The organism is Roseateles chitinivorans, from assembly GCF_050632235.1.
GTDB lineage: Bacteria > Pseudomonadota > Gammaproteobacteria > Burkholderiales > Burkholderiaceae_C > Roseateles > Roseateles chitinivorans_A.
On record NZ_CP192584.1, the window covers coordinates 4,162,313 to 4,174,263 of the forward strand.

11 protein-coding genes are annotated in these 11,951 nt (G+C 71.1%); all 11 read left to right on the forward strand.

The window, feature by feature from the left end; genetic code table 11:
• Positions 1-204: 204 nt before the first annotated feature.
• The 11 genes from ACQ859_RS18860 (at position 205) to paoC (ending at position 11,903) form a co-directional block, all read left to right on the forward strand.
• Complete coding sequence (locus tag ACQ859_RS18860; protein WP_431266598.1) at positions 205-1,170, forward strand: Bug family tripartite tricarboxylate transporter substrate binding protein; 966 nt, start codon at positions 205-207, stop codon at positions 1,168-1,170.
• 1 nt (position 1,171) lies between these two features.
• The gene (locus ACQ859_RS18865; RefSeq protein WP_431262216.1) at positions 1,172-2,125 is read left to right on the forward strand and encodes a DUF1932 domain-containing protein; all 954 of its coding nucleotides are present in this window, start codon (positions 1,172-1,174) and stop codon (positions 2,123-2,125) included.
• A gap of 33 nt (positions 2,126-2,158) precedes the next feature.
• The gene (locus ACQ859_RS18870) at positions 2,159-3,094 is read left to right on the forward strand and encodes an amidohydrolase family protein (protein WP_431262217.1); all 936 of its coding nucleotides are present in this window, start codon (positions 2,159-2,161) and stop codon (positions 3,092-3,094) included.
• 22 nt (positions 3,095-3,116) lie between these two features.
• Positions 3,117-3,590, forward strand: coding sequence for a protocatechuate 4,5-dioxygenase subunit alpha (gene ligA, locus ACQ859_RS18875; protein ID WP_431262218.1), 474 nt, complete (start codon positions 3,117-3,119; stop codon positions 3,588-3,590).
• Positions 3,587-4,462 carry a class III extradiol dioxygenase subunit beta gene (locus tag ACQ859_RS18880; protein WP_431262219.1) on the forward strand — a complete coding sequence of 292 codons (876 nt, stop codon included), beginning with the start codon at positions 3,587-3,589 and terminating at the stop codon, positions 4,460-4,462. Before ligA ends, ACQ859_RS18880 begins: the two co-directional genes overlap by 4 nt.
• A 16-nt stretch (positions 4,463-4,478) precedes the next feature.
• Positions 4,479-5,435 carry a Gfo/Idh/MocA family oxidoreductase gene (locus ACQ859_RS18885; protein ID WP_431262220.1) on the forward strand — a complete coding sequence of 319 codons (957 nt, stop codon included), beginning with the start codon at positions 4,479-4,481 and terminating at the stop codon, positions 5,433-5,435.
• Between the two features lie 348 nt (positions 5,436-5,783).
• Positions 5,784-7,640 (forward strand): diguanylate cyclase domain-containing protein, encoded by a 1,857-nt coding sequence (locus ACQ859_RS18890; RefSeq protein ID WP_431262221.1) that lies wholly within the window; start codon positions 5,784-5,786, stop codon positions 7,638-7,640.
• A 66-nt stretch (positions 7,641-7,706) separates the two neighbouring features.
• On the forward strand, positions 7,707-7,889 hold the full coding sequence (locus ACQ859_RS18895) for a DUF3606 domain-containing protein (RefSeq protein WP_088404346.1): 183 nt from the start codon (positions 7,707-7,709) through the stop codon (positions 7,887-7,889).
• A gap of 167 nt (positions 7,890-8,056) precedes the next feature.
• Entirely contained in the window at positions 8,057-8,722 is a 666-nt protein-coding gene (gene paoA, locus ACQ859_RS18900; protein WP_431266599.1) for an aldehyde dehydrogenase iron-sulfur subunit PaoA, read from the forward strand.
• Positions 8,719-9,684, forward strand: coding sequence for an FAD binding domain-containing protein (locus ACQ859_RS18905; RefSeq protein WP_431262222.1), 966 nt, complete (start codon positions 8,719-8,721; stop codon positions 9,682-9,684). The genes paoA and ACQ859_RS18905 overlap by 4 nt, the downstream gene beginning before the upstream one ends.
• On the forward strand, positions 9,681-11,903 hold the full coding sequence (gene paoC / locus ACQ859_RS18910) for an aldehyde oxidoreductase molybdenum-binding subunit PaoC (RefSeq protein ID WP_431262223.1): 2,223 nt from the start codon (positions 9,681-9,683) through the stop codon (positions 11,901-11,903). Before ACQ859_RS18905 ends, paoC begins: the two co-directional genes overlap by 4 nt.
• Positions 11,904-11,951: the final 48 nt, after the last annotated feature.

Here is an 11,951-nt window from a genome sequence, read left to right on the forward strand (position 1 = left end):
AACCCCTTCTTCAGCACCGGAGTTCAGTACGGCCTCCGCCGCTGGCCCTCACCCCTGCCCTCTCCCGCAAGCGGGAGAGGGAGTCAGGCCCGTCGCGCCGCCGCCCTCGCCGCCCTCGCCGCCGCCGCCGCCGCCGCCCTCGCTGCCGCCCTCGCTGCCGCCCTCGCCCGCGCCGGGCAAGGCCTGACCCTCGCGGCCCTGCTCATGACCGCCGTGCTGCCGCGAATCGCCGCGGCCCAGGCCGGTGCTTCGGGCGCGCCAGCCGCGGACTGGCCGACCAAGCCGGTGCGCATCATCACGCCCTTCCCGCCCGGAGCCGGCCCCGAGACGGTCGCCCGCGTGGTCGCAGAGAAGCTCTCGAAGAAGTGGGGCAAGCCGGTCATCGTCGAGAACAAGCCCGGCGCCAACGGCTTCATCGCCATCGACGCCTTCAAGCGCGGCGCGACCGACGGCCACGACCTGATCCAGCTGGACAACGTCCACCTCGTCGTCTACCCGCACCTGTTCAAGAAGCTGCCCTACGACCCGGTCAAGGACTTCGACCCGATCGCGCCGCTGTTCAAGACCTACTTCTTCGTCGGCGTCGCCACCAACAGCAAGTACAGGACCGTCGGCGACATCGTGGCCGACGCGAAGGCCCATCCGAACGCGCTGAACTACGGCTCCTGGTCCGTGGGCAACCCGGTCCACCTGGGCGCGGCGCAGCTCGAGGCGATGACCCGCACGCAGATGACGCACGTGGTCTACAAGGAGACGTCGATGCTCTACACCGCCGTGGCCAACGGCGAACTGAACTTCGCGCTCGGTTCGATGGCGACGGCCGGTCCGCTGCAGCGCGCCGGCAAGATCCGGTTCATCGCGGTCACCGGGCCGAAGCGCCATCCGGCCTTCCCGGACCTGCCGACCGTCAGCGAGTCCGGCGGCCCCGCCGGCTACGAGGTCACCGGCTGGACCACGATCGCCGCGCCGCGCGGCCTGCCCAAGGCAGTGCAGGAGAAGATCCAGCGCGACATCGAGGCCGCGCTGGCCGAGCCCGACATCCGCGAACGCTATGCCACCTTCGGCTACGACGTCTTCCCGACCACGAAGGAGCAGTACAACAGCTTCATCGCGAGCGAGTCCGCCAAGTACGCCGACCTGATCAAGCGGCTCAACATCTCGCTGGACTGACATGAGCGCCGAAGTTCCGCAAGCACAGACGTCGCCCCCGGCGCTCCGCATCGGCCTCGTCGGCTACGGCGAGGTCGGCCGGATCCTGGCCGAGGACCTGCGCGCCGCCGGCGCCACGGTCAGTGCCTACGACCTGAAGCTGGCGTCGCCGTCGAGCGACGCCGACACGATGCGCGAGCATGCGGTCGAGTTCGGCGTCGAGCTGACGAGCTCGGCCACGATGGTCGCGACGCCGGCGGACCTCGTCGTCATCGCGGTGACCGCGAGTCAGACGCTGGACGCCGCGCGCTCGACCGCCGCCGGGCTGCGGCCGGACACCTTCGTGCTCGACCTCAATTCGGCGTCGCCCAAGGCCAAGCGCGAGGCGGCGGATGCGGTCCACGCGCAAGGCGGCCGCTACGTCGAGGGCGCCGTCATGACGAGCGTCCCGCCATACCGGATCCGCGTGCCGCTGCTGCTGGGCGGCCCCCACGCGCCGGCGATCGAGCCGCTGCTGCGCCGGCTGGGTTTCGCGCCGAACGTCGGCAGCGCCGACTTCGGCACCGTCAGCGCGACCAAGATGTGCCGCAGCGTCATGATCAAGGGGCTGGAGGCGATGGTGATCGAGAGCCTCACCTCCGCGCGGCACTACGGCGTGGAAGATGCCGTGCTCGCCTCGCTGAAGGAAACCTTCCCGGGCATCGACTGGGAGAAGCAGGCGGCCTACTTCTTCCAGCGCGTGATCCAGCATGGCCGGCGCCGCAGCGAGGAGGTCCGCGAGGTCGCCGAGACCGTGCGCGACGCCGGGCTCACGCCATGGAGCGCGGAAGGCACCGCCGAACGCCAGGCCTGGATGGCCGACCTGGCCGAGGACGGCGTCTTCGGGCAACGCGGCGATGCGGACTTCGGCCGCAGCCCCGACTGGCGCACCGAGGCCGACCGGCTGCTCGCGCAGATCGCCAGACCCCGGTTCTGACTCCTGCCCACCGACATTGCAGAAGGATCCCCGATGACGCTCCCCACCTCCGGCGGCTTCGACAAGACCCCGGGCTGGCTCGACTGGTACCAGGACCCGTCGACGCCGCGCTTCCGGCTGCCCGACGGCGCCGTCGACGCGCATTGCCACGTCTTCGGCCCCGGCGCCGAGTTCCCGTATGCGCCCGAGCGCAAGTACACGCCCTGCGACGCCGGCAAGGCGCAGCTCTTCGCGCTGCGCGACCGGCTCGGTTTCAGCCGCAACGTGATCGTGCAGGCCACCTGCCACGGCGACGACAACCGCGCCATGGTCGATGCCTGCCGCGCCTCCGGCGGCCGCGCGCGTGGTGTCGCGACGGTGCGCCGCGGCATCACCGACGATCAGTTGAAGGACCTCCACGACGCGGGCGTGCGCGGCGTGCGCTTCAACTTCGTCAAGCGGCTCGTCGACTTCACGCCGCGCGACGAACTGATGGAGATCGCCGAGCGCGTGAAGGCGCTCGGCTGGCATGTCGTCATCTATTTCGAGGCGCCGGACCTGCCCGAGTTGTGGGACTTCTTCAGCGCATTGCCGACGACGGTCGTCGTGGACCACATGGGCCGTCCCGACGTGACGAAGCCGGTCGACGGACCGGACTTCGCGCTCTTCCTGCGCTTCCTGCGCGAGCACCCCTTCGTCTGGAGCAAGGTCACCTGCCCGGAGCGCCTGTCCGTCGCCGGTCCGCCGGCCCTGAACGGCGAGCCCGAGCCCTACCGCGACGTCATCCCGTTCGCGCGGCGCGTCGTCGAGGAGTTCCCCGACCGCGTGCTCTGGGGCACGGACTGGCCCCACCCGAACCTGAAGGACCACATGCCCGACGACGGCCTGCTGGTCGACGTCATCCCGCGCATCGCGCCCACGGCCGAGCTGCGCCAGCGGCTGCTGGTGGACAACCCGATGCGGCTGTACTGGCCCGAGGCCATCCGTTGAACAGCCGCTGATGGAGACCGACATGGCGATCCACAAGCCCTACCAGGACATCCCCGGCACCACCATCTTCGACGCCGACCAGGCGCGCAAGGGCTACTGGTTGAACCAGTTCTGCATGTCGCTGATGAAGGCCGAGAACCGCGCGCGCTTCAAGGCCGACGAACGCGCCTACCTGGACGAATGGGCCATGACGACGGCGCAGAAGGAGGCGGTGCTGGCGCGTGACCTGAACCAATGCATCCGCCTGGGCGGCAACATCTACTTCCTCGCCAAGATCGGCGCGACCGACGGGCGCAGCTACCAGCAGATGGCCGCCGGCATGACCGGCATGAGCGAGACCGACTACCGCGACATGATGCTGGCCGGCGGCCGCCGGCCCGACGGCACGCCGCGACGCGCGCCGGTCGCCCCGGACCTCGCCGCGGACGCGAGCGGCGCCACGACAGGCGACACCAGGCAGGACACCAGGCATGACACGAAGGGAACCCCTCGATGAGCACGCATGCGCGGATCACCGCGTCCGTCTACACCTCCCATGTGCCGGCGATCGGCGTCGCGATGGACCAGGGCCGCACGCAGGAGCCGTACTGGTTGCCGCTGTTCGCCGGTTATGCGCCCTCGCGGCGCTGGATGGACGCGAACCGGCCCGACGCGATCGTGCTGGTCTACAACGACCACGCCAACGCCTTCAGCCTGGACATGATCCCGACCTTCGCGCTCGGCACCGCGGACCGCTACGCGCCCGCCGACGAGGGCTGGGGACCGCGCGCGGTGCCGCCGGTCCACGGCCACGGCGAGCTCGCCGCGCACATCGCGCAGAGCGTGATCCAGCAGGACTTCGACCTGACGCTGATCAACCGCATGACGGTCGACCACGGGTTGACGGTGCCGCTGTCGCTGCTGTTCGGCGAGCAGGCGCCCGGCGCGTCCGGATGGCCGGTGCCGGTGATCCCGCTGGCGGTCAACGTCGTGCAGTACCCCGTGCCGTCGGGCCGGCGCTGCCTGCAGCTGGGTCAGGCGATCCGCCGCGCGGTGGAGAGCTTCGACACGCCGCTGAACGTCCAGGTCTGGGGCACCGGCGGGATGAGCCACCAGCTGCAGGGGCCGCGCGCCGGCCTGATCAACCGCGAATGGGACAACGCCTGGATGGACCGCCTGATCGCGGATCCGCGCGGCCTGTCGGAGATGCCGCACCTGGACTACGTCCGCGAGGCCGGCTCCGAGGGCATCGAGCTCGTGATGTGGCTGATCGCCCGTGGCGCGATGGCCGACCTGGACGGCGGCGGGCCGCCTCGCGTCGCCCATCGCTTCTATCACGTGCCCGCCTCCAACACCGCCGTGGGTCACCTGATCCTCGAGAACCCCTGACCCTTCCGGAGCTCCCATGACCGCACCGATCCGCATTGCCCTGGCCGGCGCCGGCGCCTTCGGCCAGAAGCACCTCGACGCGCTGCGGCAGATCGACGGCGCCGAGGTCGTGTCGTTGATCAGCCGCGACCTCGACAAGACGCGCGAGACCGCCGCGAAGTACGGCATCGGCCACGCGACGACGGAGCTCGACGAGGCGCTGGCGCGCGACGACGTCGACGCCGTCATCCTCTGCACGCCGACGCCGCTGCACGCGCGCCAGGCGCTGGCCTGCCTGGACGCGGGCAAGCATGTGCAGGTGGAGATCCCGCTGTGCGACGTGCTGGCCGACGGCGAGGCCGTCGTGCGCCGCCAGCGCGAGACCGGGCTGGTGGCGATGTGCGGTCACACGCGCCGCTTCAATCCGAGCCACCAGTGGATCCGCCGCCGCATCGAGGCCGGCGGGTTCCAGCTCCAGCAGATGGATGTCCAGACCTACTTCTTCCGCCGCACCAACACCAATGCGCTGGGCCAGGCGCGCAGCTGGACCGACCACCTGCTGTGGCACCACGCCGCGCACACCGTGGACCTCTTCGCCTGGCAGTGCGGCAGCCCCGTGGTGCGCGCGAACGCGCTGCAGGGCCCGATCCATCCGACGCTGGGCATCGCGATGGACATGAGCCTCCAGCTGCAGGCCGCCAACGGGGCGATCTGCACGCTGTCGCTGTCCTTCAACAACGAGGGGCCGCTGGGCACCTTCTTCCGCTACATCGGCGACACCGGCACCTACCTGGCCGGCTACGACGACCTGGTCACCGGCCGCGACGAGACCGTCGACGTCAGCCGCGTGGCCGTGTCGATGAACGGCATCGAGCTGCAGGACCGCGAGTTCGTCGCCGCCATCCGCGAAGGCCGGGAGCCCCAGGCCAGCGTCGCGCAGGTGCTGCCCTGCTACCAGGTGCTGGACAGGCTGGAACGCCAGCTGCGGGAATGAGTCGCGGCGCGCCGGTCGCGGTTAGGATGGCCGCTTCCCCTGCGTGCCCCCGATGGACCGACCGCCCCTCTACGCCCCCGCTCCCTGACGCGACTGGCCCTGTGGCTCGCGGCGGGCAATCTCGTCATCGCCGCGGCGATCGCGACGGCCACCTGGCTGGCGCTGCAGGCCGGGCGCGAATCCGACCTCACCCGCGCCCGCGAGACCACCGAGAACCTGGCCGCCAGCCTCAGCATCGAGATCGGCGCGGAACTCAAGCAGGTCGACAACGCGCTGTCGACGCTCGCGCTGCAGTTCCGTCGCACCGCCGGCGACGCGGACCAGGTCCGGCGCGCGATGGATCGTGCCTTGTCCGACCAGCGCAGCCTGCTGCCGCAGGTCGACGCGATCCGCATCACCGACGCGCGCGGCCAGGTCGTCTACGGGCTGGCCGGCGAGGAAGGCGCGCTCAACGTCGGCGACCGGGACTATTTCCAGCGCGCCCGGGACGGCAACGGCGAGGACATCGTCATCTCCGAGCCGCTGTTCGGCCGCGTGCTGCACAAGTGGGGCATCGCCGTCTCGCGACGGCTGGAACGCGAGGACGGCAGCTTCGCCGGCGTGGTCTACACGACGCTGTCGACCGAGCACTTCATCGAGAGCTTCAAGGGCCTCACGATCGGCGCGGAAGGCGCGATCTCGCTGCGCACGCGCAGCCAGCGCCTGATCGCGCGCTACTCGGCCACGGAGCCGCACTCGATCCGCGGCATCGGCGACGTGATCGTGTCCGAGGACCTGATGCGCAAGATCGCCGCCAACCCGCACCAGGGCTGGTACATGACGCGGACCAAGCTCGACAACATCGAGCGCATCACCTGCTACCGCGAGGTGCGCGGGTATCCGCTGACGATCTTCACCGGCGCGAGCACCGCGGAGTTCCTGGCCGCCTGGCGCGGCGAGGTCGTGCAGCAGGGCGCGCTGGCCGGCGTGGTCATCCTGACGGTGCTGGGCTGCTCGCTGCTGGTCTTCCTGCAGCAGCGCCGCGACCGCCGCGCGGCGATCGGGCTGCAGCAGCTCGCGCTGGAACAGGCGCTGATGCTGGACAACGACATGGTCGGCATGATGCGCCTGCGCGATCGGACGGTGATCTGGAAGAACCGCGCGCTGGCCTCGCTGTTCGGCTACGCGCCCGGGGAGCTGCACGGGCAGACGACCCGGCCGCTGTACCTCGACGACGAGAGCTTCCGCGAGGTCGGCGACGCCGCCTATCCGGCGATCGCCGCGGGCCGGCGCTACCGCCGGCAGCTGCGGATGCGGCGCAAGGACGGCACGCCGGTGTGGATCGACCTCAGCGGCGCGCGCGTGGCCGAGCGGGAGTCGCTGTGGATGATGATCGACATCTCCGCGCTCAAGGAGAGCGAGGCGACCGCGCAGCATCTGGCGGTGCACGACGCGCTGACCGGCCTGCCCAACCGCGTCCGTTTCACCGAGCGGCTGGCCGGGGCGATGACGCTGCTGGGCGAGCGCGTGGGCCTGGTGGCGGTGTGCTGGGTGGACCTGGACGGCTTCAAGGACCTGAACGACGAGTTCGGCCACGAGGCCGGCGACGTGGTGCTGCGCGTGGTGGCGCAGCGGCTGCTGGGCGGCGTGCGCGGCCACGACCTGGTGGCGCGCATGGGCGGCGACGAGTTCGCCATCCTGCTCACCGCGCTGCGCGCCGAACACGAGGCCGAACCGGCGCTGCGCCGCATGCTGACGGCCATCGCCGAGCCGATCCGGCTGCCCGACGGCGACCACGCGTCGGTCACCGCGAGCATCGGCATCGCGTTTGCCCCTCACCATGGCCGCCAGGCGGAGTCGCTGATGCGGCTCGCCGAGACGGCGATGACGACGGCCAAGCGCGCGGGCAAGCGCCGCTTCGTGTCGGCCAGCAGCCTGCCGGGGAATGCCATGAACGCTACGAATTCGCCGTCGACCTCGGTCGGCCCCGACGCCCCCACGCCCGTGGACGCGATCGACACGCCGTCGGGGCCCGCCCCCGAGCCGGGGACGGACGGGGCCAAGGAGGCCGCCGCCACGCCGGGATCGCCGCGTCCGCACGATCCCGGTCCGCCGGCGGTGCCGGATCATTCATTCGACGAATCGGTCGCCGGGGAGGAAGATCCCGGGGCCACGCTCGACGGCGAAGACAGCAGCCGCGTGCCACCGTCGCGCAAGCCGGGTTGAGACGGCAGCGAGCCGTCCCTGTCCACGCCTTCTCCACGCCTTCCACGTCCAGCGGGAGCGATCGCCATGTCCGAGGAAACCTCCAGTCCGCACAACAGCGAACGCCATCGCGTGAACGTGCAGGACGACTATGAGCTGCGGTATTGGGGCGAGCGTTTCGGCGTGTCGCCGGAGCTGCTGCGGCATGCCGTGGACGCGGTGGGGACGAGTGCGAAGACCGTCGAGGAGTGGCTGCAGGCCCATCGCTGAAGGAGTCGCTGGGCACAGCGATTGCCGACTCAACAGCTTGCCGATCCCGGCCAGCCAGGAGTCCCCAGCATGGATCTCGATACGGATCGCCCGGACGCGGACCTCGCGTCTTCCCCCGCGGCAGTTGTCCGCCCCACAGTCCCGCATCCAGCGCCGAGTCCTGCGCGATCTCGCGCCGCGGCCTGCTGATCGCCGGCGCGGGCGCGTCCGCCGCGGTGGCGGCCGGTGCTCCGCTGGAGGCCTCCGCGCAAGCGCCCTCGCCCGCCAGCCCAAAGCCCCAGGAGAACCTCGTGGCCACCACCCGCGTGACACTCAGCGTCAACGGCCAGCCGCACACGCTGGTCGTCGACAACCGCACCTCGCTGCTGGACCTGCTGCGCGAGCACCTGCAGCTCACCGGCACCAAGAAGGGCTGCGACCACGGCCAGTGCGGCGCCTGCACCATCCACCTCGACGGCCGGCGCGTCAACGCCTGCCTGACGCTGGCGGTGATGCACGAGGGCGCGCAGGTCGTGACCATCGAAGGCCTCGGCACCCCCGAGAAGATGCACGCGATGCAGAGCGCGTTCGTCCGCCACGACGGCTACCAGTGCGGCTACTGCACGCCGGGGCAGATCTGCTCGGCGGTCGCGGTGCTCGACGAGATCAAGGCCGGCGTGCCCAGCCACGTCACGCCCGACCTCGACGTCCGTCCGCTGCTGTCCATCGACGAACTGCGCGAGCGCATGAGCGGCAACCTCTGTCGCTGCGGGGCCTACTCCAACATCATCGACGCGATGGCCGACGTGGCCGGTGTCCCGCTGCCGGCTGCCGGCGACCGGAGGTCCGCATGAAGCCGTTCACCTTCGAGCGCGCGGCCTCGCCGGCCGCCGCCGTGGCCGCCGCCGCCAGACAGCCCGGCGCGCGTTTCATCGCCGGCGGGACCAACCTGCTCGATCTGATGAAGCTGCAGGTCGAGACCCCCACGCACCTGATCGATGTGAACGGCCTCGGCCTGGACCGCATCGAAGCGACCGCCGAGGGCGGCCTGCGCATCGGCGCGCTGGTGCGCAACACCGACCTGGCCGCCGACGCCCGCGTGCGACGCGACTATGGCGTGCTGTCGCGCGCGTTGCTCGCGGGGGCGTCAGGCCAGCTGCGCAACCGCGCGACGACCGCCGGCAACCTGCTGCAGCGGACGCGCTGCCCCTACTTCTACGACACCGACCAGCCCTGCAACAAGCGCCAGCCCGGCAGCGGCTGCTCGGCGATCGGCGGCATGAGCCGGCCGCTCGCGGTGATCGGCGTCAGCGAGGCCTGCATCGCCTCCCATCCGAGCGACATGGCGGTGGCGATGCGGGTGCTGGACGCGACCGTGGAGACGATGCGCGCCGACGGCCAGGCGCGGCGGATCCCGATCGCGGACTTCCACCGGCTGCCCGGCAACACGCCGCACCTGGAAACCACGCTGGAGGCCGGTGAGCTGATCACCGCGGTGACGCTGCCCAAGCCGATTGTCGGCACGCATCTCTATCACAAGGTCCGCGACCGGGCGTCCTACGCCTTCGCGCTGGTCTCGGTGGGCGCGATCGTCCAGCGCGACGGCGGCGGACGTTTCGCCGTCGGAGGCATCGCGCCGAAGCCGTGGCGATCCGAGGCGGCCGAGCGCGAGCTGCGCCGCGGCGCGCCAGCCGCCGCGCACGCGTTGCTGACCGGCGCGACGCCGACCGCAGAGAACGCCTTCAAGCTGCCGCTGGTGGAGCGCACGCTCGCCGCGGTGCTGTCGCAGGCCAAGGTCACCGGGAGGACCGCATGAAGTTCGACACCCCCGCTACCACGAACCCGATCGATCAGCTGCGCATCGTCGGCAAGCCGACCGACCGCATCGACGGCCCGCGCAAGACCACCGGCACCGCACCCTACGCGTACGAGCGCCATGACGTGGCGAAGAATGTCGCCTACGGCGTCGTCGTCGGCGCCGGCATCGCCAAGGGCCGGATCTCGACGCTGGATGTCCAGGCGGCGGAAGCCGCACCGGGCGTGCTGGCCATCGTCACGGCCTACAACGCCGGCAAGCTCGGCAAGGGCAAGATGAACACGGCCAAGCTGCTCGGCGGGCCGGAGATCGACCACTACCACCAGGCGATCGCCGTGGTGGTCGCGGAGAGCTTCGAGCAGGCGCGCGCCGGTGCCGCGCTGATCCGCGTCGAGTACGCGCGAGGGGACGGCGCCTTCAGCCTGTCCAAGGCCAAGGACCAGGCCAAGCCGCCCAAGGAAGCGGACGGCCCCGGCGGCACGCCGCCCGAGACGACGATCGGCGATTTCGACGGTGCCTTCGCGCAGGCGGCGGTGAAGATCGACCAGACCTACACGACGCCCGACCAGTCGCACGCGATGATGGAGCCGCACGCGACGCTGGCGGTCTGGGAAGGCGACAAGCTCACCGTCTGGACCGCCAACCAGATGATCGACTGGGGCCGCGGCGATCTGGCGAGGACGTTGGGACTGGGCCGGGACAAGGTGCGGCTGATCTCGCCCTTCATCGGCGGCGGTTTCGGCGGCAAGTTGTTCCTGCGCGCGGACGTGCTGATGGCCGCGCTGGGCGCGAAGGCCAGCGGCCGGCCGGTGAAGGTCGCGCTGCAGCGGCCGCTGATGATGAACAACACGACGCACCGGCCCGCGACCATCCAGCGCCTGCGCATCGCCGCCGGGCGCGACGGGAAGATCACGGCGATCGGCCACGAGAGCTGGTCGGGCGACCTGCCCGGCGGCGGCCCGGAGACGGCGGTCGCGCAGACGCGGCTGCTCTATGCGGGTGCGAATCGCATGACCGCGATGAAGCTCGCGGTGCTGGACCTGCCGGAAGGCAATGCGATGCGCGCGCCGGGCGAAGCGCCGGGGCTGATGGCGCTCGAGATCGCCATGGACGAACTCGCGGAGAAGCTCGGCATGGATCCGGTCCAGTTCCGCATCGTCAACGACACGCAGGTCGATCCGGAGAAGCCGGAACGGGCCTACTCGCAGCGGCGGCTGACCGAGTGCCTGCGCACCGGCGCCGAGCGCTTCGGCTGGAGCCGGCGCGCCGCGCCCGGCCAGCGGCGCGAAGGTCCCGGCGGACGCTGGCTGATCGGCCTGGGCGTGGCCGCCGCCTTCCGCAACAACATCGTGATGAAGTCCGCCGCCCGCGTGCGGCTGGACCGCCGCGGCATCGTCACCGTCGAGACCGACATGACCGACATCGGCACCGGCACCTACACCATCCTCGCGCAGACCGCGGCGGAGATGATGGGCGTCGGGCTGGAGCAGGTCGTCGTGCGGCTGGGCGATTCGGCGTTGCCGGTGTCGGCGGGCTCGGGCGGCCAATGGGGCGCCAACAGCTCGGCCTCCGGCGTGTACGCGGCCTGCGTCGCGCTGCGCGAGATGATCGCGAAGAAAGCCGGGCTCGACGCCAAGGACGCCGTCTTCGCCGACGGCCAGGTGCGCGGCGGCGGACGCAGCATCCCGCTGGGCGACGTCGCCGGCAGCGAAGGCCTCGCCGCGGAGGACAAGATCGAGTTCGGCGACCTCGACAAGAAGTACCAGCAGTCGACCTTCGGCGGCCATTTCGTCGAGGTCGCGGTCGATGCGTTCACCGGCGAGGTCCGTGTGCGGCGCATGCTGGCCGTGTGCGCGGCCGGCCGCATCCTCAACCCCAAGGCGGCCCGCAGCCAGGTCATCGGCGCGATGACGATGGGCGTGGGTGCGGCGCTGATGGAAGCGCTGCATGTCGACGAACGGCGCGGCTTCTTCGTCAACCACGACCTCGCGGGTTACGAGGTGCCGGCGCACGCCGACATCCCGCACCAGGAGGTCGTGTTCCTCGACGAGACCGATCCGCTGTCGTCGCCGATGAAGGCCAAGGGGGTCGGCGAGCTGGGCATCTGCGGCGTCGCGGCCGCCGTCGCGAATGCGATCCACAACGCCACGGGCGTGCGCGTCCGGGACTACCCGGTCACGCTCGACAAGCTGCTGAAGGACTTGCCGAAGGTCGCCTGAGACGGCGGCAGACGGGTCGGGACCGCCCTTCCCCGGCGACGTCGAAGG

Excerpts from the sequence above, each read along its gene's own strand:
- ACQ859_RS18860 (WP_431266598.1), top strand. The coding sequence starts at position 205 with ATGACCGCCGTGCTGCCGCGAATCGCCGCGGCCCAGGCCGGTGCTTCG.
- ACQ859_RS18865 (WP_431262216.1), top strand. The coding sequence starts at position 1,172 with ATGAGCGCCGAAGTTCCGCAAGCACAGACGTCGCCCCCGGCGCTCCGC.
- ACQ859_RS18870 (WP_431262217.1), top strand. The coding sequence starts at position 2,159 with ATGACGCTCCCCACCTCCGGCGGCTTCGACAAGACCCCGGGCTGGCTC.
- ligA (WP_431262218.1), top strand. The coding sequence starts at position 3,117 with ATGGCGATCCACAAGCCCTACCAGGACATCCCCGGCACCACCATCTTC.
- ACQ859_RS18880 (WP_431262219.1), top strand. The coding sequence starts at position 3,587 with ATGAGCACGCATGCGCGGATCACCGCGTCCGTCTACACCTCCCATGTG.
- ACQ859_RS18885 (WP_431262220.1), top strand. The coding sequence starts at position 4,479 with ATGACCGCACCGATCCGCATTGCCCTGGCCGGCGCCGGCGCCTTCGGC.
- ACQ859_RS18895 (WP_088404346.1), top strand. The coding sequence starts at position 7,707 with ATGTCCGAGGAAACCTCCAGTCCGCACAACAGCGAACGCCATCGCGTG.
- ACQ859_RS18905 (WP_431262222.1), top strand. The coding sequence starts at position 8,719 with ATGAAGCCGTTCACCTTCGAGCGCGCGGCCTCGCCGGCCGCCGCCGTG.
- paoC (WP_431262223.1), top strand. The coding sequence starts at position 9,681 with ATGAAGTTCGACACCCCCGCTACCACGAACCCGATCGATCAGCTGCGC.